19 protein-coding genes and 1 tRNA gene are annotated in these 25,683 nt (G+C 48.5%); 12 read left to right on the top strand and 8 right to left on the bottom strand.

Annotated features, from left to right (window positions below; all coding sequences use genetic code 11):
* Positions 1-390: 390 nt before the first annotated feature.
* The 4 genes from MJ611_RS19000 to MJ611_RS18985 are packed head-to-tail and all read right to left on the bottom strand — an operon-like array spanning position 391 to position 4,727.
* Positions 391-1,677, bottom strand: coding sequence for an adenylosuccinate synthase (locus MJ611_RS19000; protein ID WP_250432021.1), 1,287 nt, complete (start codon positions 1,675-1,677; stop codon positions 391-393).
* Positions 1,678-1,684: 7 nt separating this feature from the next.
* Positions 1,685-2,035, bottom strand: coding sequence for an STAS domain-containing protein (locus MJ611_RS18995; protein WP_250432020.1), 351 nt, complete (start codon positions 2,033-2,035; stop codon positions 1,685-1,687).
* A complete protein-coding gene (locus MJ611_RS18990; RefSeq protein ID WP_250432019.1) occupies positions 2,007-2,504 on the bottom strand; it encodes a Fur family transcriptional regulator in 498 nt (165 codons plus the stop codon). Before MJ611_RS18990 ends, MJ611_RS18995 begins: the two co-directional genes overlap by 29 nt.
* A 33-nt stretch (positions 2,505-2,537) precedes the next feature.
* A complete protein-coding gene (locus MJ611_RS18985; protein WP_262921710.1) occupies positions 2,538-4,727 on the bottom strand; it encodes a RelA/SpoT family protein in 2,190 nt (729 codons plus the stop codon).
* A gap of 299 nt (positions 4,728-5,026) precedes the next feature.
* On the opposite strand from MJ611_RS18985, the gene MJ611_RS18980 reads away from it, so the two are divergent.
* From MJ611_RS18980 to clpX, 4 genes are all read left to right on the top strand, one after another.
* A tRNA-Leu gene (locus MJ611_RS18980) sits at positions 5,027-5,108 on the top strand.
* Positions 5,109-5,185: 77 nt separating this feature from the next.
* Positions 5,186-6,508, top strand: coding sequence for a trigger factor (gene tig, locus MJ611_RS18975; protein ID WP_250432018.1), 1,323 nt, complete (start codon positions 5,186-5,188; stop codon positions 6,506-6,508).
* 86 nt (positions 6,509-6,594) lie between these two features.
* Positions 6,595-7,296: a ClpP family protease gene (locus tag MJ611_RS18970; RefSeq protein WP_262921709.1), complete on the top strand. Its 702-nt coding sequence runs from the start codon at positions 6,595-6,597 to the stop codon at positions 7,294-7,296.
* A gap of 364 nt (positions 7,297-7,660) precedes the next feature.
* Complete coding sequence (gene clpX / locus MJ611_RS18965; RefSeq protein WP_250432017.1) at positions 7,661-8,884, top strand: ATP-dependent Clp protease ATP-binding subunit ClpX; 1,224 nt, start codon at positions 7,661-7,663, stop codon at positions 8,882-8,884.
* 77 nt (positions 8,885-8,961) lie between these two features.
* Here clpX and lpxB read toward each other — a convergent pair whose 3' ends face one another.
* From lpxB to MJ611_RS18945, 4 genes are all read right to left on the bottom strand, one after another.
* Positions 8,962-10,071, bottom strand: a complete 1,110-nt coding sequence (gene lpxB, locus MJ611_RS18960; protein ID WP_250432016.1) for a lipid-A-disaccharide synthase — start codon at positions 10,069-10,071, stop codon at positions 8,962-8,964.
* Positions 10,072-10,151: 80 nt separating this feature from the next.
* Positions 10,152-10,568: a 6-pyruvoyl trahydropterin synthase family protein gene (locus MJ611_RS18955; protein ID WP_250432015.1), complete on the bottom strand. Its 417-nt coding sequence runs from the start codon at positions 10,566-10,568 to the stop codon at positions 10,152-10,154.
* Entirely contained in the window at positions 10,569-11,576 is a 1,008-nt protein-coding gene (locus MJ611_RS18950; protein ID WP_250432014.1) for a FecCD family ABC transporter permease, read from the bottom strand.
* On the bottom strand, positions 11,573-12,484 hold the full coding sequence (locus MJ611_RS18945) for an ABC transporter substrate-binding protein (RefSeq protein WP_250432013.1): 912 nt from the start codon (positions 12,482-12,484) through the stop codon (positions 11,573-11,575). Before MJ611_RS18945 ends, MJ611_RS18950 begins: the two co-directional genes overlap by 4 nt.
* Before the next feature lie 93 nt (positions 12,485-12,577).
* On the opposite strand from MJ611_RS18945, the gene rfaD reads away from it, so the two are divergent.
* The 8 genes from rfaD (at position 12,578) to MJ611_RS18905 (ending at position 25,415) form a co-directional block, all read left to right on the top strand.
* Positions 12,578-13,543 (top strand): ADP-glyceromanno-heptose 6-epimerase, encoded by a 966-nt coding sequence (gene rfaD / locus MJ611_RS18940; RefSeq protein WP_250432012.1) that lies wholly within the window; start codon positions 12,578-12,580, stop codon positions 13,541-13,543.
* 658 nt (positions 13,544-14,201) lie between these two features.
* A complete protein-coding gene (locus MJ611_RS18935) occupies positions 14,202-17,360 on the top strand; it encodes a SusC/RagA family TonB-linked outer membrane protein (protein WP_250432011.1) in 3,159 nt (1,052 codons plus the stop codon).
* Between the two features lie 26 nt (positions 17,361-17,386).
* Positions 17,387-18,886, top strand: coding sequence for a RagB/SusD family nutrient uptake outer membrane protein (locus MJ611_RS18930; protein WP_250432010.1), 1,500 nt, complete (start codon positions 17,387-17,389; stop codon positions 18,884-18,886).
* Positions 18,887-18,919: 33 nt separating this feature from the next.
* The gene (locus tag MJ611_RS18925) at positions 18,920-20,353 is read left to right on the top strand and encodes a PKD domain-containing protein (protein ID WP_250432009.1); all 1,434 of its coding nucleotides are present in this window, start codon (positions 18,920-18,922) and stop codon (positions 20,351-20,353) included.
* A 146-nt stretch (positions 20,354-20,499) separates the two neighbouring features.
* Complete coding sequence (locus tag MJ611_RS18920; RefSeq protein WP_250432008.1) at positions 20,500-21,345, top strand: glycoside hydrolase family 16 protein; 846 nt, start codon at positions 20,500-20,502, stop codon at positions 21,343-21,345.
* A 48-nt stretch (positions 21,346-21,393) separates the two neighbouring features.
* Positions 21,394-22,848 carry a glycoside hydrolase family 30 protein gene (locus MJ611_RS18915; RefSeq protein WP_250432007.1) on the top strand — a complete coding sequence of 485 codons (1,455 nt, stop codon included), beginning with the start codon at positions 21,394-21,396 and terminating at the stop codon, positions 22,846-22,848.
* Positions 22,842-23,021, top strand: a complete 180-nt coding sequence (locus MJ611_RS18910) for a hypothetical protein (protein WP_250432006.1) — start codon at positions 22,842-22,844, stop codon at positions 23,019-23,021. The genes MJ611_RS18915 and MJ611_RS18910 overlap by 7 nt, the downstream gene beginning before the upstream one ends.
* A 9-nt stretch (positions 23,022-23,030) precedes the next feature.
* Entirely contained in the window at positions 23,031-25,415 is a 2,385-nt protein-coding gene (locus tag MJ611_RS18905) for a glycoside hydrolase family 3 N-terminal domain-containing protein (protein ID WP_250432005.1), read from the top strand.
* Positions 25,416-25,683 lie beyond the last annotated feature (268 nt).

The raw sequence follows: 25,683 nt of genomic DNA, 5'->3' as shown, positions 1-25,683 counted from the left end.
TGGCTTTGCAAGCCCTTGCCCTTAACTTTGCTGCTCAGCCTAGGCGGGTTTCTGCTAACTGCCTGAAGGGCTACGGGAAAACATTGGAAAAATAGTTCAGGGTTTACCTGCCGCTAAGCTTTTTTATACTTATTCATCTCTCTCTTTTCTCTCCGGCGCTTAGGATTAACAACGCACCTGGTACCGGAAGTTCCGGAATACTTTAGATTTTTTTACTCTTCATCTCTTCTCCATACTTCCCTTTCGGAGCTATTGATAGACTTTATACCTCAGCCAGAAGTTCATTGCATCTGCTCTTCTTCATACTTGATCATACTTGACTTTTCTAAAAACAAAAGGGCTTCCTCTTTTGCATAGAGGGAGCCCTTTATAGTTTATACTTTGTTGATGTTATCCTACCTGTACATTATCTCTTTTGAGCGTACTCTTTCTATCTGGTCCTACAGATACAATTGTAATAGGCACCTGCAGATGTTCTTCCACGAAGGACAGATAATTATTAAATGCTTCTGGCAAGTCTTCTATAGAATCTATCAGGTTCAGATCCACTTTCCAGCCAGGGAGCTCTGCATAAACCGGCTCCAGGCTTTCTGTTTCCAACGAATGCGGCAACTGGTCTGTTATCTCACCTGAAGGTAGCTTATAATGTGTACATACTTTTATAGTATCGAATTCTGTCAGCACATCCGCTTTCATCATGTTGAGTTGCGTTACGCCGTTCAGCATGATCGAGTATTTCAGAGTTGGAAGATCTATCCAGCCGCAACGGCGCGGACGACCCGTTGTAGACCCGAACTCTCTACCTGCTTGGCGTATCTGCTCTCCAACTTCATCCAGTAACTCTGTCGGGAATGGACCGCTGCCTACACGTGTGCAGTATGCTTTGAAGATTCCGTACACTTCTCCGATGTGTCTTGGCGCAACTCCCAATCCGGTGCAGGCACCGGCAACCAACGTGGTAGAAGAAGTTACAAATGGGTACGTTCCAAAATCAACATCCAACAGAGACCCTTGAGCACCTTCTGCCAGAATACGCTTACCACTTTTCAGTGCTTCGTTGATCATGTATTCGCTGTCTACCAGCTGCAGCGAGCGCAGGTAATCCACCGCTTCGAAGAAAGTCTGTTCCTGCTCACCTAAGTCAAGGGATTGGCCATAAAACTCTACTGTTTTACGGTGACGCTCTACGAGTTTATTGTAACGCTCTTTAAAATCAGGAGCCAGTATGTCGCCTACGCGCAAACCTACGCGGCCAATTTTATCTTGGTAGGTCGGTCCGATCCCTTTCAGGGTAGAACCAATTTTTCCGCTGCCCAGGGCTTCCTCCGATACTCTGTCCAGCACCTTGTGTGATGGAAGTATAAGGGAAGCTTTTTTAGAGATAAAAAGATTTTTAGCAGCATCCACGCCGCGGTCCTGCAGCTTCTGCATTTCGGTGCGGAATACGATCGGGTCCAGTACTACGCCATTTCCGATGATATTCTGAATATGCGGGTGAAAGATACCGGAAGGGATTTGGTGCAGCACGTGCTTTGTACCTTCGAACTCTAGTGTGTGACCTGCATTAGGACCGCCCTGGAAACGGGCAACAATATCATAGGTCGGAGCCAGTACGTCAACGATTTTGCCTTTGCCTTCGTCGCCCCACTGCAGACCTATTAGTATGTCAACTGCCATTTATACTTTAGTAAATTGATTCCTTTAGAAATTGCGCTGCAAATATATCGTTTTCTGCGATGGTAAAAATCGCATTCAGCTTTGTTACGATCAGTAGTTTGCGGATATGATCGGAAGGTTTGATCAGAACAAGCTCTCCTCCCCTGTTCCTGAACTTTGTAAGCAACGATACAAGTACGCCCATGCCGCTGCTATCCATAAAGCGAACGTTGGAGAGATCTACCGCACAAAGCAACACATTCGCGTTCACCTTCTGATCTACGTCGGTGATCAGAGTCTGTGTGTCCGGGCCTGCGATCAGGTCTCCTTCCAACCTTATGAAAAGTATCTCATCCTTCAGCTCTGTTTGGTACTTCATGGTGCGGTTCTGTTGCTTTTTTGGCGCGGCAATCGCCGCAGATACCATATAGATTTAGGGAATGGTGCAAGATATGAAAATTTAACAGTTCGCCCACCATACTTTGGATCTGATGAACCCGTGGATCGCAAAACTCCACTACCTTGTGGCATTCAGTACATATTACGTGATCGTGCTGCCGGTAGCCGTATGATTTTTCATACTGGGCCAGATTCCGGCCAAACTGATGCTTGCTTACCAGGTCATTCTCCACGAGCAGATCCAGTGTGTTGTACACCGTGGCCCGGCTAACCTGGTAGTTTTTGTTTTTCATGCTGATGTAAAGCGATTCTACATCAAAATGCCCCGACCGGGAATAGATCTCCTCCAGGATAGCGTATCGTTCCGGCGTTTTGCGCAGGCCTTTGCTCTCCAGGTAGGCGGTAAAGATCTTTTTTACTTCTTCAAATTTATGATTGTCTAAGGACATGTTTTCTCAATTATAATATGGCTAGCGCCACCCTTACTCAAATCGTTCTACTGCCAGCACGCCGTTCACTCTGCCCATGCGCTGTATCAGTTTATCGAGGTGGCCTGTATCATTAACAAAAACCATGATATTACCCTCAAAGATTCCATCATGCGAATCGATGGTGATGGAGCGCATGTTTACTTTCAAACTGTTCGAGATCACTTTTGTTAGATCGTTCACCAATCCTACCCTGTCGGTACCTTTGATGTGGATACCGGCCAGGAAGGCAAGCTCCTGCTGATCCGTCCATTTCGCCTTTACAATGCGGTTGCCGTAGTTCGACATCAGCTCAACGGCTCGCTGGCAACTGGTGCGGTGTATCTCGATATCTTCGTCCCCTTCTTCAAAGCCAAACACGTCGTCGCCGGGTATCGGATTGCAGCACTTGGCTATTTTATACTTCATGTTCGAGGTATGCTCGCCAATTACCAGCATATCGGAGTTCACGCCCCTGATCTTCTGCACCTCCTTGTCGAAGGACTTCGGATCAAGTATGGACGAAGGCTTGTCGGCAGCAGCCGTGAAGATCACCTCTTTTATATTTTTAGGATCGATGCGCCCGGATGCTACTCTATAATAGAGGTCCTGCAGGGTGGGCACATTGAAGAAGGCCAGCAGCTTGTTGATGTTGGCATTGGTATCGGCAATTTTCAGCTGATCCAATCGTTTTTCCAGCAGCAGTCGGCCCTGCTCAGATTTATACTTGCGCTCCTCGCGCAGGTACTCCTTTATCCTGGATCGGGCCTTGGAGGTAACCACATACTTGAGCCACTCCTCGTTCGGCTTCTGCTTCTGAGAGGTCAGTATCTCTACCTGGTCGCCGTTGTGCAGCTTATAGCTCAGCGGCACCAGTTTCTGGTTCACCTTGGCTCCCAGGCAGTGCATGCCTATCTGCGAGTGGATCTCGAAAGCAAAGTCAAGGGCGGTTGCCTTGTCCGGCAGTATGATCAGTTCGCCTTTCGGTGTAAACACGAACACTTCCTCCACGAACAAGTTCTTACGGAACTCATCCATGAACTCCAGCGCGTTGGCCGTATTGCCTTCCAGCATATCGCGCACTTTGTTTATCCACTGCTCCAGCGCCGATTCGGCTACTGAGTTTTCGGTTTTATACTTCCAGTGCGCCGCATAGCCACGCTCGGCAATTTCATCCATGCGCTGGGTGCGGATCTGCACTTCCACCCACTGCCCTGATTTACTCATGACAGTAGTATGCAGCGATTCGTACCCGTTCGACTTTGGCGTGTTCACCCAGTCGCGCAGGCGGTCGGGGTTAGGCTGATAGAAGTCTGTTATAATAGAGTATACCTGCCAGCAGGCTGCCTTCTCGTTTTCCAGCGGCACATCCAGAATAATACGGATAGCAAACAGGTCGTAGATCTCATCGAAGGTGATGTTCTGCTTCTTTATCTTCTTCAGGATAGAATAGATAGACTTTGGTCTGCCTTTGATCGCAAACTTAAAGCCGTGGCGGCGTAGCTCCTCCTCTATCGGATGTATAAAATCCTTGATAAACTTGTTGCGGGCACTGCGCGTCTGCCGAATCTTGTTGGAGATGTCTTTATACGTCTCCGTGTCTGTATACTTTAAGTATAAATCCTCTAGCTCTGATTTGATGGCATACAAGCCCAGGCGGTGTGCCAGTGGCGCGTAGAGGTACATTGTTTCAGAAGCGATCTTGAGCTGCTTGTGGCGCGGCATGCTATCCAGCGTGCGCATGTTGTGCAGGCGGTCGGCAAGCTTGATAAGTATAACCCGCACGTCGTCTGAGAGGGTAAGCAGCATTTTACGGAAGTTCTCGGCCTGCTGCGAGCTGCCATAGTCGAATACCCCGGAGATTTTGGTAAGGCCTTCGATAATCCTGGCCACGCTCGAACCGAACTCGCGCTCGATGTCGGCAATCTCCATCTCAGTATCCTCTACCACATCGTGCATCAGTGCGGCTACAATAGAGGTAGTACCCAGGCCAATTTCTTCCACGGCTATCTGGGCAACGGCCAGCGGATGTAGTATATAAGGCTCGCCTGATTTGCGGCGCATATCTTTGTGCGCCTCCACTGAAGTATTGAAAGCCTTCTTGATGATTTTGGCATCATTGTCCTTAAGGAAAGGCTTTGCGTACCGTAGCAATCTTCGGTAATGCCTAAGGATCTCTTTGCGTTCTGCTTCCGGATCGATCATAGTAATTCAAGAAGAGAAGTAGGGCAAACTGGCTCTACACCAAGTATACCTCTTGTTTCTCTTTCTATAAGTATAAATTAACCTGTGGCTTTATAAGTTTCAAATATAACTGATTATAGCATGTAACCAATACTATAAGAAGGCTTTGGCTCCTTGGATCTGTTGCAGGAAAGTATAAACAGCGACCAAGATTAGGGTTGAAAGATAGCGTTCAGAAAATATTTCACTTTTTTTTGGGTCATCTATTGCAAATAAAAAAACCGTGCGTAAATTTGCACCATCATTACAAACAACACCACGCGGATGTGGCGAAATTGGTAGACGCACTAGACTTAGGATCTAGCGCTGCGAGGCATGGGGGTTCGAGTCCCTCCATCCGCACAACATAAACAGAACCCTCAACAGCCATGTTGGGGGTTTGTTTTTACAAGATGTTTCAACTAAAAAATTTGTAAGCCTTGAATATTACATTAAATCAAACCGACAGCACGAACGCTCAACTGAAGGTAGTTCTCGAAGAGGCCGATTACGCTACACAAGTAGACCAGCAAGTAAAGGAATATAGCAAAAAAGCACAGATCAAAGGTTTCAGACCAGGCAAAGTACCTGCAGGTCTGGTAAAAAAGATGTATGGCAAGAGCATCCTGGTAGAGCAGATCAACAAACTATTGCAGGAGCAGATCTCTAAGTATATCAAAGACAACGATGTGAAGCTTTTGGGTGAGCCACTTCCTGAGCCTAACCAATCAGAGATCGACTGGGATACCCAGAAGAGCTTTGAATTTAATTATGCTGTAGGCCTGCTGCCAGACTTTAACCTTCCGCTTGACAAAAGCGTAGAGGGCTACAAAGTTGAGGTAGATCAGAAAACTATTGACGAGGCATACGAGAACCTGAAGCGTCAGTTTGGTAAGACTACCAACCCGGAGACATCTGAGCAAGGTGACTTCATTTCCGGTGAGCTGAAGGCAGTAGAAGGTGAGTTTCAGTCAAAGACGCTTATCCCTACTAACCGTGTGGTTGAAGGCCAGGATAAATTCGTAGGTGTTAAAGAGGGCGATGTGATCCGCTTTGATATCCGCAAAACTTTTGGCGACGACAACGCTGCCCTGGCGCACGTAACAGGCCTGAGCAAGGAAGTAACAGCTGACCTGAACGGTGAGTTTGAATTTACAGTAGAGAAAATCAGCCGCACAGAGCCTGCCGAACTGAACCAGGAGCTGTTTGACAAACTTTTCGGTAAAGACGAGGTTAAGAGCGAAGAAGAGCTTGACGCCAAAATCCGTGAGACGATCCAGGAGAATTACGACCGTGAAGCAGAAAACCTGCTGAACCGTAATATCATTGATACGTTAGTAGACAATGTTGACGTAGAAATCCCAACCGAATTCTTCAAGCGCTGGTTACAGGTAACCAACGAAGGCCGTTTAACTGCCGAGCAGATCGAAGAAAACTTCGATAAATATGTGCGCGAGCTGAAGTGGTCTATGATCAAGAACAAGGTTGTAGAGCAAAACGAGCTGAAAGTAAGCAACGAAGAGGTTGTAAACAGCACAAAAGAGAAGATGCTGGCCCAGTTCAACATGCCTGAAATACCAGAAGAACTGGTAGAGAGCATGAACAACTACGCAAACCAGTACCTGAGCCAGGATAATGGCCGTAACTATATTCAGGAGTACGAGCAACTACTGGCTGAGAAGGTGCTCGCAAAACTTAGAGAGACAATGACTGTTGCAGAGAAGACAATCACTGCAGAGGACTTTAGAAATCTGTCGTTTTAATTAACAGATAAAAAAACTATAGTGTAAAAAAGTCCTTTTTTTAAAGGACTTTTTTATTTTTGAATAAACCGTAAAATAAACAAGATATGTTTAACAAAGACGAGTTCCGGAAATTTGCTGTAAAAGGCCAGGGCCTGAGTGGCCTGGGCGTAGACCAATATATCCATCATGTAGAGGGCAGAGCCATGCATACCATTGAAAGTATGACCCGCTCCGTGATTGAGGAACGCCCGACTAACTTCCGTGAGATCGACGTATTTTCGCGTCTGATCATGGACCGCATCATCTTCCTGGGCACACAGGTAGACGATTTTATCGCTAACATCATTACAGCGCAGCTGCTGTTCCTGGAGTCTGCCGACGCGAAGAAAGACATCCTGCTCTACATTAACAGCCCGGGTGGCTCTGTGTATGCTGGTCTGGGTATTTATGACACGATGCAGTACGTAAGCCCGGATGTGGCTACGATCTGTACTGGTCTGGCAGCATCAATGGGTGCTGTGCTTTTGGCTGGTGGCGCTAAAAACAAGCGTTCTGCCCTGCCGCACGCCCGTATCATGATTCACCAGCCAATGGGTGGTGCTCAAGGCCAGGCTTCAGATATCGAGATCACAGCCCGAGAGATCCTGAAGCTGAAGAAAGAACTGTATGAAATTCTGGCAGACCACTCTGGCAAATCGTACCAGGAAGTATACGACAACTCTGACCGCGATTACTGGATGCGTGCCGAAGAGGCAAAAGAGTATGGCCTGATTGACGAGGTATTAACCCGCAAGAAGACAGCCTAACACCCTGTAAGGCAACCAATAAGAGTATATAAACCTCTTTTTAAACCCGCTCATTATACATGAGCGGGTTTTATTTTGTACAATTTAGCGCAATTACGTCTCCCGGTTCTCAAACCTTACACGAAACTTAAGGGTATAATAAAAATTTATCAACAGGGCGGTGTGGATATACTCTAATTATAAAACACTATGATTCAGGCGATTATGCAAAAATATATGAATAGAAATTTTATAATTTATGAGTACTTTTTATAACCATATCAACATTGAAGTCATAAAATTTATGCACCTTTAACTTTTCAATTTTGTACCTTTGCTTTCCACATTGCTTCTGAAAGCTTTGTAAACCTGGATCAATCTTTTTATGGCGGAAATTACTTGCTCATTTTGCGGCAAAAACAAGAAGGACGTATCGGTGATGATCTCCGGTATCAACGCGCACATTTGCGACCGTTGTATCGGGCAGGCTCAGCAGATCCTGAACGAAGAAAATAAGATACGTGCCAACAGCCGTACTCCTAAATTCAATCTGATGAAGCCCAAGCAGATGAAGGAGTACCTTGACCAATTTGTAGTGGGTCAGGACGAAGCGAAGAAGGTAATGTCGGTGGCGGTGTACAACCACTACAAGCGTCTGATGCAGCGCTCCAACGAAGAGGATGTGGTGATCGAGAAGTCCAACATCATCATGGTGGGTGAAACCGGTACCGGTAAAACGTACCTGGCTCGTATGATGGCCGGCATCCTGCAGGTACCTTTCTGTATTGCCGATGCTACTGTGCTGACAGAGGCTGGTTACGTTGGTGAAGACGTGGAAAGTATACTTACCCGCCTGTTGCAGGCAGCCGATTACAACGTGGAATCGGCAGAGCGTGGCATCGTATACATCGACGAAATTGATAAGATAGCCCGTAAGAGCGACAACCCTTCTATTACCCGTGATGTGAGCGGTGAAGGCGTGCAGCAGGCCCTGCTGAAACTGCTGGAAGGCACTGTGGTAAACGTTCCGCCACAAGGAGGCCGCAAGCACCCGGAGCAGAAAATGATCACGGTAAACACCGAGAACATCCTTTTCATCTGTGGAGGCGCCTTTGTAGGCATCGACAGGCTGATCAAAAACCGTCTGAACACACGTCCGATTGGTTTCTCCAAGTCTAAACTGGATGAGGCGGAAGAAAACGAGAACTTCCTGAAGTACATGACAGCGCAGGACCTGAAGTCGTTTGGTTTGATACCAGAGCTTATCGGCCGTCTGCCAGTGCTCACGCACCTCGACCCGCTGGACAAAGAAACACTGCGCCGCATCCTGCTGGAGCCAAAGAACTCTATCGTGAAGCAGTACAAGCGCCTGTTTGAGATGGAAAACATCACGCTTACCTTCGACGATGGAGCACTGGAATACATTGTGGAGAAAGCCGCCGAGTATAAGCTGGGAGCACGCGGCCTGCGCTCTATCTGCGAAGGCATCATGACAGACGCCATGTTCGAGCTGCCGTCGGAAGAGGGCCAGAAAGAACTGGTAATTACCGGCGAGTATGCCCGCGAGAAATTTGACAAATCCACACTGAAGCAGCTGCGCGTTGCCTAAGTATAGATCATAAGCAACAAAAAAGCCCTGAGACTACTCTCAGGGCTTTTTTGTTGCCTTTGTTATAGTATAACTTATCATTTCAGATAATCCACCATCAGTTCCGCGGCCCGCTCTGCCGTACGGTAATTGCCGATCCTTTCGCGCACCAGGGCATATCCGTTCAGCTGCCTTTTCAGGAAGTATTTATCGAACAGAATCTGCTTTAACTCTGCTACAATCTTTTTCGGCGTGAAATCATCCTGTATAAGCTCTGTTACCACCTGCTTGCCTGCAATAAGGTTCACCAGCGAAATGTAGGGCACCTTGATCACCATCTTTCCGATGTTATAGGAAATAGAGCTCGTTTTGTAGCACACCACCTGCGGCACATTGAATAAGGCTGTTTCGAGCGTGGCAGTACCAGAAGTAACCAGGGCCGCTTTGGAGTGCGCCAGCAGGTCGTAGGTTTGGTCGTACACAATCTTGATGTTGGCGTCCTTGTTATACTCCTCGTAAAACTCCTTCGGAAAGTTAGACACCGCTCCTACTACAAACTGGTAATCACGAAAAGACGGCACCACACTTAGCATCACGTGCAGCATACTTTCAATCTCCTGTTTTCGGCTGCCCGGCAAAATGGCGATGATGGGTTTGTTGTTCGTCAGCCTGTTCCGGCTTCTGAAGTTCTCTGTTACCACGTGATCTGTTACCGAATCAGAAACAGGGTTGCCGATGTAATCTACTTTGTAATCATAGCGGCTGTAGAATTCTTCTTCAAACGGCATGATCACAAACATGCGGTCCACAAACTTCTTGATATTATGCGCACGCCCCTGGTTCCATGCCCAGATCTTTGGAGAGATGTAGTAGAATACTTTTAAACCCTGTGCCTTGGCAAATTTGGCAATACGCATGTTGAAGCCGGCATAGTCCACCAGTATCACCACATCCGGTTTATACTTCTGGATATCGGCCTTACACTCTTTCAGAAAACCGGCTATTTTAAACAGGTTGGAGAAGACCTCGGCAAAACCCATAAAAGCCATTTCCTGGTAATGCTTCACCAGGTCCATGCCAGCTTCCTGCATCATCTCGCCTCCCCAGCCTCTGATCTCCGCTTCCGGGTCTTTTTTCCGAAGCTCTTTGATGAGGTTGGAGGCATGCAGGTCACCTGACCGCTCACCGGCTATAATATAATATTTCATACAGTTAGTGTCCGTTAAGGGCTACCTGTGCAGGCATGGCAATAAGCCGGGGTAAAAAGAAATTGAAAAGTTGATCCGGTTTATTCACCAAAATACTCCACGTAGTTGCGTGGGGTTTCATACAATTTGAGGCTGTGCAGCCTGGCCTTGGAAATTTCAGCAATGCGTGGCTCCAGGATCTTCCAGAACTCCATTACCAAATTTTCGGTACTGGCCAGTTTGTCTTCCATAAAGGGCACGTCGAGGTTCAGGTTTTTGTGGTCTACCTTCTCGATGATGTGCTTGCGGATGAGGGTACTTAATTTTTTCAGGTCTATCACAAAGCCCGTTTCCGGGTCCGGCTTTCCTTTTACGGTCACGATCAGCTCATAATTGTGCCCATGCCAGTTAACATTTGCACATGGCCCGAAAACCTCCTTATTCTTCGCCAGCGACCAATTCGGGTTGTGCAGCTTGTGGGCCGCATTGAAATGCTCTAATCTGCTTACGTAAATCATTTAACTGCTAAACTTATAATTCTTTCTGGACAGCAAATATACAAAGAAAGGAACACCAAAGAACGAAGTTATGATACCAATTGGCAAACCGGCCGGCGGATAAATGATGCGCGATAGAAGATCGCAGAGGAGCATAAAAAGACCTCCGATAAAGGCGCAGAACAGCAGGTTGGTTTTACCGGTCGTACCCATCAGACCCCGCGTCACGTGCGGTACAATCAGCCCCACAAAACCGATGGGCCCCGAGGTAGCCACGGCAAAGCCGGTTACTACTGACACGGTGGCAAGTATAGCCCAGCGCGTATGGGCCACCTGCACGCCCAGTGCCTGCGCCCGCTCCTGGCCCAGCAGCAGGATATTAAGCTGTTTCTGCAGAAAAACAAAGAGCCCTAAAGCTAACAGCAGCGCCACCGTCGGGTACGGCAGCAACTCCCAGGAAGCACGCTCAAAGCTCCCCATCGACCAGAAAATAACAGACTTTAGCTTGCCTTCCGAATCGGAAAGAAACGTAAGCAGCCCAACGATAGCCGTAACCAGCGAACTGATGGCAATGCCTGCCAGCAGGAGCTGCGCCGGAATCAGCTGCCGTTTGCGGTAACCAAGTATAACCACCACCAGCGTAACGATAAAAGCCCCCAGTAGCGCAAACACCGGCGGCATGTAGATACCGGCCACCACCACATCCACAAAGCCAAAGAAAACGATAACAGCACCCAGCGAGGCCCCGGAAGCCGTTCCCAGCAAGTAGGGGTCGGCCAGTCCGTTGTTAACCATTGCCTGCATCAGGTAGCCGCAAAAGGCCAGCGAAGCCCCCACTACCAAGGCAAGCAGCAGGCGCGGGAGGCGCAGGTGCACAATGGCGTAGTGTGTGGTGTTATCAGGATTATAGTTCAGGAAAGCCTCTGCTATGGTAGAGAGGTCTGACTCGAAAGAACCTACCTGCAGGCCCAGCAACAGCACCGCCAGTAGGAGCAACAGGGCAACTATAAAGTATAACAATTTGCTCATGGGTACAGGAAGCGCTCCAGTTCAAGTATAGATTCCACTACACGCGGCCCCGGCCGCTCCAGCAGGTTGCCTGTCGGGGCATAGATACGGCGGTTTTGATAGGCATTGATCTTGCGCAGCTCCGGGTATAGGCTGAAGAACGTCTGCTCCAGCTTTTCAGGGCTCCCTCCCAGCAGCACATCGGGGTTCAGCTTCAGGATATACTCCCGGGTCAATGCCGGGTACGGCTGGTCGAACAGTTCCTGCACGGCATTCTCAGCGCCCAGTAAGTGTAGCTTGTCGGTGAGTAGCGTGTTTTGCCCGTACACATAGATCGGATCGGTCCAGGTGATGGCAAGTATGCGCTGCGGCGGCTGGTTTTGCGTATGCCGCTGTGCTATTTCTTTAACCTGTAGACGGAGCGAATCGGCCAGGTGCTTTGCTTGTCGCTCCCGCCCCGTAATGCGGCCAATGGCTTCCATCCCGCTGAACACATCTTCCACGGTTCTATACTTCTGGTAGTATACCGCTACGCCTAGTTCCTGCAGCTGGGCCGCTACATCCAGCGGCGTAATGCCTTCGCTGGTGAACACAATATCCGGCTTCAGCGCCAGCACCTGCTCGTAGTCTACAGGATAATTATTCACCACCGGCTTTGTTTTTACTCCTTCAGGATAATCGCAGTTGGGCGTGCGGGCTACGATGGTGGCCGTGTCGCAGATGGCAAACAGCATTTCGGTCATGGCCGGCGAGAAGGCCATCACACGTTTGGGCTGAGCCGGCAACCGCAGTTTCCGCCCGAGGTCATCCTGCAGCACTACGGTGTGCTCCTGTTGCGGCTCCTTTTCGCTGCAGCCCTGCAGAAAAGGCAGCAGGCAAACCAGCAGAAGACAGCAGATGTTGAAGTATAAAGTATGGGTGTGTCTCAAACTATGGCTTTGGTAGCATACCTTTAAAGGCGGCTGCTCCGTTTATTTTCGTAAATTTAACCCAAATTACGTTACAGCCTATAAATCTGAAGTATGATCGTCGTAACTGGTGCTGCCGGCTTTATTGCAAGCTGCCTTGTAAGCAGGCTCAATGCAGCCAATTTTAATGATATCGTGGTGGTGGATAATTTCTCCATCGCCAAAAAAGAAGACAACCTGAAGGGAAAAAAAATAAAGGAGTATGTAGACCGCGATGGCTTTTTCGAGTGGCTGGACAAGAACTACGAAGAAGTGGAGTTCATTTTCCACCTGGGTGCCCGCACTGATACCACAGAGTTTAACAAGGATGTATTCGACCTGCTCAACCTGAACTACTCCAAAAAAGTATGGAACGCCTGCTGCGAATACCAGATTCCGCTGGTATACGCTTCTTCGGCGGCTACCTATGGCTCCGGCACACTGGGCTACGACGATGATGAGGCCATCATTCCGTTGCTGAAGCCGCTGAACCCGTACGGTGAGTCGAAAAACGACTTCGATAAGTGGGCGCTGGAGCAGACGGCTAAGCCTTTCTTCTGGGCAGGCCTGAAGTTTTTCAACGTGTACGGCCCGAACGAGTACCACAAAGGCCGTATGGCTTCGGTTATTTTCCATGCCTACAACCAGATCAAAGAGAAAGGCCGCCTGACGCTGTTCCGTTCGCACAACCCGGATTTTGCCGATGGTGAGCAGATGCGCGACTTTGTGTATGTAAAGGATGTGGTGGAAGTATGCATGTTCCTGATGCACCACCGCAAGAACTCTGGCATTTATAACCTTGGTTCCGGAACAGCCCGCACCTTTATGGCACTGGCGCTGAACACTTTCGAGGCAATGGGTGTAACACCGGAGATCGATTTTGTAGACACCCCGGAAAGTATACGCGACACGTACCAGTACTTCACGGAAGCCAACATGAACAAACTCCGTTCGATCGGCTACGACAAACCTTTCTATACGTTGGAAGAGGGCGTAAAGGATTATGTGCAGAACTACCTGAAGGAAGGAAGGTATTATTAGGATAATGGTGAATGCTGAATTATGAATTTCAGTTATACTTTGGCATGATATCAAAAGGCCCGCCTGCTGTGTTGCAGGCGGGCCTTTTTGCTTTAACGCTTTATACTTCACATTAGCTTTTTTACTCCTTCCCTTAACCCTGGTAACAGCCTTGTGCTGATAGCTTACCCGTTAACTTTTTGCTTTGCTTTCAGTAAATGATGCCACAGTTAACAGATGAGTTCAGAGGAAATCACCCTCTACCTATTGGCAAAAGGAGGCATTTTTAACTAATTGGTAAGTATGAAATTACTACTTCTCACAACAGCAGGCAGCAGGTATCTTCACTCAACTCTTTTGAAAGATATGGCTTAGTTTATTCATTCAGCAAATTATATATAACTGATTTACAATACTATAAATAAACTATAGTTTAAGTGACGTAGTCATGACGTAGTCGAAAAGTAGCTGTGGTGTGGCTACTTTTTTTGATCTCCAACATAATTAGAGTAAACTTATAGTTAAATAACCAGAAAGCGTGTTCCTAGGCAAAAGCTCACAAAGCCAGCAACCTCAGCAAGACCTACTCCTGCTATAACGCATGCCCTTGTATCTGAAATACCTTAATTCTTAATAAACATAAAATGAGTTTAACTTCTAACCTAACCATTACCTTCTCATGAGAAAATACTTATACTCAGCTATGGGCTGTCTTTCCATGGTTGCCTGCATTCATAGTGTTACCTATGCAGGCAATTCGGGCAAAGTACGACTCACGCAGGAAAGTGGCTATGCTGTTACCGTAACTGGCCGGGTAACGTCTGATGCGGGAGAGCCGCTGATTGGTGCCAGTGTTGCCCTGAAAGGCTCAACTACCGGTGCAGTAACCGATGTAAACGGTAATTACTCTATCAATGTACCTGATGAAGGAGGCGTATTAGTTGTCTCTTACATTGGCTTTTTAACACAGGAGGTACCCGTAAATGGCCGTACTTCGATCAACATTGTTTTGCAGACTGATGCCAAGGCATTGGAGGAAGTGGTGGTGATCGGTTATGGTGTCCAAAAGAAAAGTGTCGTAACGGGCGCCATCTCCAGCGTTAAAGCCTCGGATCTGGAAAACCAGCAGATCACGCGTGTAGAGCAAGCCCTGCAGGGCAGAACATCCGGCGTTACAGTTGCTTCTAACTCCGGTGCCCCCGGTGCCGAATCTACAGTAAGGGTACGAGGTATCACTACCTTAAACAACAACAGTCCGCTTTATGTAGTGGATGGTGTGGTAGTAAACGGTGGCATCGACTACCTGAACCAGTCTGACATCGAATCCATCGAAGTGCTGAAAGATGCGGCTTCTGCTGCTATTTACGGTACCCGTGGTGCGGCAGGCGTTATCCTGGTAACGACTAAAAAGGGCAAAGAAGGAAGTATCCGGGTAAACTACAACGGTTACTTCGGTACACAGGCTCCTTCCCGTAAGCTGGATCTGTTAAATGCGATCGAGTATGCGACCCTGCGAAACGAAGCATCCGTTGCAGGTGGAGGCAGCATCGTATACCCTGATCCCCAGTCATTAGGCGAAGGCACGGACTGGCAGGAATACGTTTTCAACGACGACGCCCGTATTCAGAACCATGATGTTGCCATCAGCGGCGGCAATAATGTGTCTACTTTCTATGCTTCCTATGGTTACCTGAACCAGGAAGGTATTGTAGCTACCGAAATATCTAACTACGAGCGCCATAACGTACGCCTGAACTCTACCCATAAAGTTACCAAGTGGCTTACACTAGGGCAAACACTTGGATATTCGCACGTGAAGAGTATGGGCGGGTTCAACCCCAACACCGAATTTGGTGGTCCGCTTAACTCTGCCATCAACCTCGACCCTACCACACCGGTACTGATAACAGACCCGGCTATTCTTGATGACCCTAACAGCGTCTACAACAGGCAACCGGTTATCCGAAACGGGCAAGGCTATCCTTACGGTATTTCTACTACGGTGATGCAGGAAATGACCAACCCGCTGGCTTATATCCAGACCCAGTTGGGCAATTATGGCTGGTCTGATAACATCGTAGGCAATGCTTTTGCTGAGATTGAGCCACTGAAAGGCCTTAAATTCAGATCCACGCTCGGCGGTAAACTTGCATATTGGGGCGGCGAAAGCTTCCGACCAATATTCTATCTGAACGCTTCCACTACAAGCCAGCAGACAAACCGTAGCCGCAACAGAAATAGGGTAATCGACTACAACATCGAAAACATCCTTTCTTACTCCAGAGAATTTGGCAGCCATAACTTCAGCGCGCTGCTTGGCCAGGGTGCTTACAGAGATGCCATGACATCGGGCTTGAATGTGAGCTATAACGCTATTCCGGCTAATAATTTCGACGATGCTTCTTTCAACCTGCCGGTTCCGACTACCAGCATTACAGCGGGGGCTTATGACGGTATAGCTCACACAATCAGCTCCCTGTTCGGACGTGTAACCTACGATTTTAACGAGCGATACCTGTTTACGGGTATTATCAGAAGAGACGGTTCATCCAGATTCGGTGAAAACTACCAGTACGGTTACTTCCCTTCTGTTTCAGTAGGTTGGGTTACCTCTAGCGAAAGCTTCTGGCCTGAAAACAAGATTGTTGATTACCTGAAGATCCGCGGTTCTTACGGGGTGGTAGGTAACGACGCCTCTCCTAACTTTGCCTTTGTGCCTACCATCGGATCTGGCCGAAACTATACATTTGGTTATGAAGGCTATACCATCGGTTACAGCCCGAATGCACCGGCTAACCCTGACCTAAGATGGGAGGAAACAGCTCAAACCAACATCGGTTTTGAATCTACCCTGCTAAGCAACTTCAACTTCACATTCGACTGGTTCAACAAGAAGACATCCGGAATTCTAAGACCACTGGAACTGCCGGGCTATGTTGGTTCTACCGGAAATCCGACTGCCAACATCGCTGATATGCAAAACAGAGGTATAGAACTGGAACTGGGTTACAACAAACAGATTGGCGAAGTAAATTTTGGTATAAGCGGTAATGCTTCTTATATAAAGAATGAGATTCTTTCGCTTGAAAGCGGAAAAGAGTTCACGGAAGACAATACTGCAAGCATACAGACATTTAACGGCAGACTGAACCGCCACATTGTAGGCCAGCCTTTCGGCACTTTCTATGGCTATAAGACAAACGGTATCTTCCAGAACGAAGAAGAGGTTGCCAACTATAAAAATTCAGAAGGCAAAGTGATACAGCCGAACGCCGTACCGGGCGATTTCCGCTGGACTGACCTGAACGATGACGGCAAGATCACTCCTGAAGACCGCATGGTGCTGGGCAAGCCACTCCCGGACTGGACCTTTGGTGTAACCCTGAATGCTGCCTGGAAAAACTTCGACCTGCTTGTGTTTGGTCAGGGTGTAACGGGTAACAAGATCTTCCAGGGGTTGCGTCGTCTGGAAATCACCAACGCGAACTGGCAGTCAAAAGCGCTGGGCCGCTGGACAGGAGAAGGCTCTACTAACGAGTATCCTCGTCTTTCTACCAACGACCCTAACGGCAACTTCTCAAATCCTTCAGACTTCTATCTAGAAGATGGCGACTATTTCAGAATCAAGACATTCCAGGTTGGCTACACCCTTCCTTCTTCCCTGACTGAAAAAGTAGCTATTCAGAAAGCGCGCTTTTATGTAAGCAGCAACAACCTGCTCACTTTCACAAAATACACTGGCTTCGACCCTGAAATTGGTGGCAGCATCATGGGTATTGATCGTGCCTTCTATCCGCAGGCGCGCTCCTTCATGGTTGGTGTAAATGTAGGTTTCTAGTAGAACGGAATTTTAAAACAAGAAAAATGAAACGTAAACATCTTATATATACTGCTCTCTTTGCTTTAGGACTACCGTTGTTCAGCTCCTGTGAAGATGAGTTCCTGGATGTAGACCCGAAAGGCACGATCCTGGAGAGTAATTACTACAAAACCCCTGAAGAAGCTTATGCCGGCTTGGTTGCTGCTTATGACCCGCTTGGCTGGCAGGCTAGCAATACCTACCACAACTTCGGAGCCGTAAACGCTGCTTCCGACGACGCACATGCAGGCGGTGGCGGTCCTTCAGACATGAACACCTGGCAGGTATGGAACCGCTTTACACTGAACCCGGAAACCGGCCCGCAGGAAGAATATTGGAACCGGAACTTCAGAGGTGTTTCCAGAGCCAATACCATACTTTCAAAATTACAAACTGGTGTACCGGGTCTTTCACAACCAATGGCGGACAGATACATAGCCGAGGCAAAGTTCCTTCGTGGTTACTTCTACTTCGACCTGGTGCGCCTTTTCAGAAACGTACCGTTGTTTACGGCACCGCTTGAAACATCAGAACTGTTCAACCAGGAGCAGGTGGCTCCGGAAGTAGTATATGCTCAGATCGAAAAAGACCTGAAAGAGGCCATCCCTAACTTACCGACTACCGTGCCTGTCTCAACAGAAGGTGGTCGGGTAACACAGGGTGCTGCCAAGGCATTGCTGGGCAAAGTGTTGCTGTACCAAAAGAAATGGTCTGAAGCAGCTGCCCAGTTCGCTGATGTGAACGGTACGCCAGGCGGTACCAGCATGTATGGCTATAAATTACTGGATAATTACGGCGCAATCTTTAGCCCTGCCAACAAATTCAACAGCGAGTCTATTTTCGAGATCGTGCATACTTCGCTGGGCAATGGCGGCTGGGGCAGCTGGCCTAACTTTGAAGGTAACGTGGCCGTGCTGATGTTTGGTCCGAGAGGCTACTCCGGTCCAACTTACGAAGCTGGCTGGGGTTTCAACCCGCTTTCTACAGACTTGGTTAATGCCCTGAAAGGTGACCCGCGCTACGAGCACACCGTGCTGGATATCAAAAGTATAGAAGATGCCAAGTATGAGCCAAGCTTTGACGACACCGGCTATTTTATCAAGAAGTATGCTCCAAAAACAGAATGGCTAAGCAAGGGCGGTGGCGATGTGATCCTCAACTACCCGAACGACTACATCGAGATCCGACTGGCAGATACCTACCTGATGGAAGCCGAAGCGCTGGTACAAGGTGGCGGCGATGTGACCAGAGCCGGTGCCCTGCTGAATGCTGTTCGTGCCCGTGTAGGCCTTGCTCCGGTTGCTCCTACCCTGGAGAACATCTATACCGAGCGTAGATTGGAACTGGCAACAGAAGGCCACCGCTTCTACGACCTGGTACGCACAGGCAGAGCGGCAACCGTGCTGGCGCCAATGGGTTTTGTAGCTGGCAAGCATGAGGTGTTGCCTATACCTCAGCGCGAATTAAATAACACAAAGCTGGTTCAGAACCCTGAATACAGATAAGGCCAGGTTATTTACTTTAACAAAAAGAAAATCATGAAATATAATAGATTTTTAACCAGCGTTTATTCTTACCTGGCAATGGCACTGATGGCAAGTATGTTTGCCGCATGTACGCCGGAGGAAATGGATGGCGGGCTAGCTCCTGCTCCAAAATCGGAGGCTGTACAGTTCTCGGCTACTCCAAAGTCGGATAATGCCAACATCATCACATTTACAAACAATACTCCGGGAGCTTTCAAGGCCATCTGGGATTTTGGAAATGGTACAACTGCAGAAGGCAACCAGGTAGAGGGCGCTTTCCCGGTTGAAGGCAGTTACACCGTAAAACTGACCATCTTCACAAAAGGAGGCTATGCGTCTAACACGAAAACCGTTGAGATAGCAGAAACCAATGTAAAAATGCTCGACAGAGAAGATTATAACTTCCTGACCGGTGGTGCCGACAACGAAAAAGGTAAAACCTGGGTGGTTGACCGCCACAAGGCAGGCCACATGGGTGTTGGTCCGATCGCAGCAGCTACCCCGGAATGGTGGTCAGCTCCGCCAAACGACAAAGCGTCTGAAGGCTTGTATGACGACGAGATGACCTTCAACCTGAACGGCTTTGCCTATACTTACCAGAACAACGGTAACACCTTTGTTAACGGATCCAACGCAGCCGGCCTGGGAGGCACAAAGCAAAGTGCTGACTATACCTTAAACTACACGCCTCCAACTGGTATGGTATGGAGCATCGTGGAAGAAGGAGGCAAGAAATACCTGGTGCTATCCAACAAAGGATTTGTGGCTTACTATACAGGCGTATCCCGTTACGAGATCCTTAAATTAGCAGAGAACGAGCTCTACCTGAAAGGTGGAGACGCATCAAATGCAGCTAATGGCTGGTGGATTCGTCTGGTACCAAAGGGCTATACGCACCCTGTTGAGCAGCGTCCGTACCGAATTACAGATATGTATGATGACTTTGACAAAGACGGAAATGTGGTTTGGAAGAAAGAAGCGCTGACACTGAACGAGAGCTACGACAACCCTGCTCCGATCGGCATCAACACCTCGGCTAAAGTTGCCATGTATGTGAAGCAGGAAGGCAAAGCGTATGAGTTTGCCAACATGTTTACCGACTTCCCATTTGATTTTGACCTGAACACCCGCAATGTCTTCAAGCTTAAAGTGTTTATACCAAGCTACAACGACTTTAACAAGTCTGCCGGCGAGGACTGGGCAATCAAGAATCTGCTAAAGCAGGTGTCTGTAAAATTGCAGAACGGTACTTCAGCTCAGCCATGGGTTAACCAGGTAGAGGTCAAACAGCAGGTAAATGAAGTAGATAAATGGGTGGAGCTGACATTCGACTTCTCTCCTTATAAAGACCGTAAGGACCTGAACAGAATCGTGATTCAGGTAGGCGGCGAAGGTAACTTTATCCCAGGCATCTTCTTCCTGGATGATTTCAGATTAGAAAAATAACCAACCAACTAAGTATAGGCCGGAGCCAGCAATGGTTCCGGCCTGTTCTTACCCCTCTACCCGATTCTCAACGGTTTATAGTTGCAGAAACTGTACCTACCTAATACCCTATCATGTCTATTTGTAGAAGTATAAAGTATAAATCAATGCTATTTATAGCCACTTCCCTTTTTCTGTCGATGGTTGCATCGTGCGGCTCCAAATCAGAAGAACCCCAACCATACATCTCCAAACCGAAAGCACCACAGGACCTGAGCTGGCAGTTCGAAACCTCTCCTGTATGGGCTGATGAGTTTGATAACTCCGGGCAACCAGACCAAAACAAGTGGGGCTATGATATTGGCGGCACCGGCTGGGGTAACAACGAGCTTCAGTACTATACCAACAGCACCAGCAACGCAAACGTAGCCGATGGCACGTTAAAGATAACCGCCAGAAAAGAGAACAAAGAAGGCAAGGAGTATACTTCTGCCCGACTGGTGTCTAAAAACAAAGGTGACTTTCTGTACGGTAGGTTCGAGATAAAAGCAAAGCTCCCAACAGGCAGGGGCACCTGGCCGGCAATCTGGATGCTGCCAACCGACTGGGCTTATGGCGGCTGGCCGAAGTCCGGCGAGATCGACATCATGGAGCATGTGGGCTACGACCAGAACAACGTCCACATTACGGTGCATACTGAGGCGTTCAACCACGCTAAAAAAACTGAAAAAGGCAAAAGCAAAGTGATCGAAACAGCCAGCACTGCTTTCCACCTTTACCGCGTCGACTGGACGCCTTATGCCGTACGCGGCTACATCGATAACCTGCCTGTTTTCGAGTTTATCAACAGCGGGAAAGGATTCGAGGAATGGCCTTTCGACAAACGGTTTCACCTGCTCATGAACATTGCGGTGGGCGGTAACTGGGGCGGAGCCCAGGGAGTGGACCCAAGTGTTTACCCGCAAACCATGGAAGTTGATTATGTAAGAGTGTACAAAATGATTGAAAAGTAAGGTCTAAACTGATCGACTGAAACAGATTGTACCACTTAACATCCCCACGTGAAACATCTTGAAAACAACTTGCTGAGAAAGTGGGTGCTGATACTTATCTTACCAGCTTTCCTGTCCTGCAAAAAGGAAAATACAGATAAAAGCACTGGAAGCAGTAAAACAGAAAAGCCTGCCGGTGAAAAGGTAACATTCTGGCTTACAGACCCTGTTGCTTCTGTCCTGTTCCAGCAGCAAACCACTGAACTTGCTTTCGGAGCTGCCGAAAACCAGCATCCTACCATCGACATCGATACAACCGCTACTTTCCAGACCATGGATGGCTTTGGCTATACCCTGACCGGAGGAAGCGCCATGCTGATCCATAAGATGGCGCCTGCTTCACGGGCTGCCCTCTTAAAGGAGCTTTTCTCAACGGAAGGTTCAGGTATAGGCGTGAGTTATCTCAGGATAAGTATAGGTGCTTCGGATCTGTCGGACCACGTGTTTTCCTACAACGATCTGCCGGCAGGGCAAACAGACCCTGAGATGACCCGCTTTGACCTCGGCCCGGACCGTGAGCACCTGATTCCGGTGCTGAAAGAGATTCTGGCGATCAATCCGGGGATCAAGTTCATGGGCTCACCCTGGTCCCCTCCTACCTGGATGAAAACGAACAATAGTTCTGTAGGTGGTAGTCTGAAGCCGGAATTTTACGATGCCTATGCCAAGTACTTTGTCAAGTACATCCAGGCCATGGCTGCCGAAGGTATCCGGATCGATGCGATAACGGTACAGAACGAACCCCTGCACCCAGGCAACAACCCGAGCCTGCTGATGCCGGCCACAGAGCAGGCGCAGTTTATCAAGCAAAGCCTCGGGCCTGCTTTCAAGGAGGCTAGCCTCGACACCAAGATCATCATTTACGACCACAATGCAGATCGGATAGATTACCCCATCAGCATTCTGAATGATCCGGAAGCCAAAAAGTATATAGACGGTTCTGCTTTTCACCTGTACGGCGGCACCATTGATGCCCTGGAGCATGTACACAAAGCGCACCCGGACAAGAATTTATACTTTACCGAACAGTGGGTGGGAGCGCCGGGCAACCTGGCCGGCGATCTGGCATGGCATACTAAGAATTTGACCATCGGCGCTACCCGAAACTGGTGTAAAACTGTGCTGGAGTGGAACCTGGCTGCTGATCAGAACCAGGACCCGCACACCGAAGGCGGCTGCACGCAATGCCTGGGCGCTATAACCATTAACGGCGGTGGTGTTATCCGGAATCCTGCTTACTACATCATCGCGCATGCTTCCAAATTTGTAAGGCCAGATGCGGTCAGGATAGGCTCCAGTATGACTGCGGCGCTTCCGAACGTAGCCTTTAAAGCTCCCAAAGGCGATAAAGTGCTCATTGTGCTGAATGAGAGCCCGGCTTCTAAAACCTTCAACATCCGCTACAAAGGCAACATTGTTACCACCACCCTTAATCAAGGGGCAGTCGGCACATATGTATGGTAAAACGCAAGGCAACATCAATCCGGAAAAACAAGAGTTTCACTTCCGGTAAAAGCGATCGCTTCTGCTCCTTCGGGAAAGGATACAGAAAAGGGAAAACGCTGACATTACCGGCTCCGCCGGAAGATTACGAATCAGAAGAACTGATAGAAAACAAAACGAATACCCAACGATAGAACAGCTACATGAAATTAAAAAATGTAACACTTACAGCCTTTTTAGCTTACGCTATACTTTCAGGCTGTCAGACACAGAAAACAGCAACTGCTCCTTCTGAGGATACAGCTACCAACGCACAGGCTGCCCCTGTTATGACGGAATTGGACAGGAAAATAGAGGACCTGCTCAGTAAAATGACGCTGGAAGAAAAAGTAGGCCAGATGGCGCAGATCACGCTGGACGTGGTAGGCAAAGGCGACAACAGGTTCTCCAGTTACGAGCCGCTGGCTCTGGACACGGTCGAGCTGCGAAAAGCACTGGTAGACTATAAGATCGGCTCGGTGCTGAACACGGCAAATAACAGAGCAAGAACTCCTGAGAAATGGCATGAGATCATCAGCCAGATACAGGACTTCGCGATGAACAAAACCCGCATGAAGATTCCGGTTATTTACGGCGTAGACCAGATACACGGCGCTACCTATACTGCAGGGGGCACCATGTTTCCGCAGCAGATAGGCCAGGGCGCCAGCCGTAACCGGGAACTGGTACGACGTGGTGCAGAGATCACGGCCTACGAAACCCGCGCCAGCTCTATTCCCTGGAACTTCTCCCCAGTGCTGGACTTTGCTCCGGACCCTCAATTTTCGCGTCAGTTCGAGACGTTTGGTGAAGATCCATACCTGATCTCCGAGCTGGGAGTGCAGATGATCAAAGGTTATGAAGGAGATGATAACAGCATTGGACACCCAGAGCATGTGGCTTCCTGTATGAAGCACTTCCTGGGTTACCAAGTGCCTAGCTCCGGTAAAGACCGCACGCCTACCTACATTCCGGAGGTAGCGCTGCGTGAGTACCACCTGCCATCTTTCAAGGCAGCCATCGACGCCGGCTCTCAGACGATCATGATCAACTCCGGCATCATCAACGGCGTGCCGGTACATTCCAACCACGATATCCTGACCAAGCTCCTGAAAGAGGAACTAGGCTTTAAAGGACTGGTAGTTACCGATTGGGGCGATATAGAATACCTGCACACCCGCGACAAAGTAGCTCCGACCATGAAAGATGCCATCATGATGGCCATCAATGCGGGCGTTGACATGTCGATGATCGCTTATAACTACGAGCCGTTCTGCAATGGCCTGGTGGAGCTGGTAAAAGAGGGCAAAGTAAAGCAGGAGCGTATTGATGATGCGGTACGTCGTATACTGCGCGTGAAGTATAACCTGAACCTGTTCGAAAAGCCTACTACCAACCCGAAGGATTATCCAAAGTTTGCCAGCAAGGAGCATGAAGACGCGGCTTACCAGATGGCTGCTGAATCGATCACGTTGCTCAAAAATGAGAATAATGTACTTCCTCTGAAGAAGGGTATGAAAGTGCTGGTAACCGGCCCGAATGCCAACAGCATGCGTACCCTGAACGGCGCCTGGACCTATTCGTGGCAAGGCGAAAAAGTAGAAGAGTTTGCCGGCAAGTATAACACCATACTGGAGTCTGTGCAGAAAGAGATAGGCGCTGGCAACGTGACGTATGTACCGGGCGTGAGCTACAAAATGGATGGCTTTTACTACGAAGAGTTTGCCGACAAAATGGAAGCCGCTTTGGCCGCAGCTAAAAAAGCAGACGCCATTATACTTTGCCTCGGCGAGAACACCTCTACCGAAACGCCTGGTAACATAAACGACATTTACATTTCAGAGCTGCAGACAGAGCTGGCCAAAAAGCTAGCGCAGACAGGCAAGCCGGTTATTCTGGTGCTGAACGAAGGTCGTCCACGCGTGATCAGCCGTTTTGAGCCGCAGATGAAAGGCATTGTGCAGATTTACCAGCCGGGCAACTATGGCGGAGACGCCCTGGCAGATGTGCTCTTCGGTGACGTGAATCCATCTGGAAAACTGCCTTACAACTACCCACGCTACCCAAATGCCCTGGTGCCATTTATCCACAAGCCATCGGCGGAGCAACGCAAGGCGGAAGGCGTTTACAACTACGAAGCCGACTACAACCCGCAGTACGAATTTGGCCATGGCCTGAGCTATACTACCTTTAAGTATAGCAACCTTGCCCTGAACAAAGAGAGCGTGCGCATGAATGAGCCCATCAATGTAAGTATACAGGTAACTAACACCGGTAAACGGGAAGGCAAAGAAGTTGTGCACCTTTATACTTCTGACCTTTATGCCACCGGCATTACACCGGATGTGAAACGCCTCCGCCGCTTTGAGAAAATTGCCTTGAAGCCAGGCGAAAGCAAAACGCTGTCTTTCACCTTAACAGCTGATGACCTGAGTTATATCAACCGTGATGGCAAGAAAACGACAGAAGCAGGTGAGTTCGAGATCAGGATTGGCGACCAGGTGAAGAAGTTCATGCTCCTGGACAATAACTCGATCGGCAAAAACTAACCCTTTATACTTTAAACCCTACTCGCTCCTACTCCACATGTATAGTTGCTGAAAAGGTGAGTTAAGCAACTCACATAAAAAAGGATAAGCCAATGCCGGCTTATCCTTTTTTATTTGTTGTATTTCAGCTTATAAAAGTGTCCTCAATCGCCTCTGGCGAGTGTGAACCATTCCTCGACCTTTGACCGAGGAGGATTATACCTTATACTTCAGCTTATACTTTTATACTTGTGCAACGTGGCGGGACGGCACCCGATAACGCACACTC

The sequence above is a fragment of the Pontibacter ruber genome (genome assembly GCF_023630205.1).
Classification (GTDB): Bacteria; Bacteroidota; Bacteroidia; order Cytophagales; family Hymenobacteraceae; genus Pontibacter; species Pontibacter ruber.
The sequence above is the reverse complement of the archived record's forward strand: the minus strand, read 5'-3'. Positions and strand labels throughout refer to the sequence as shown.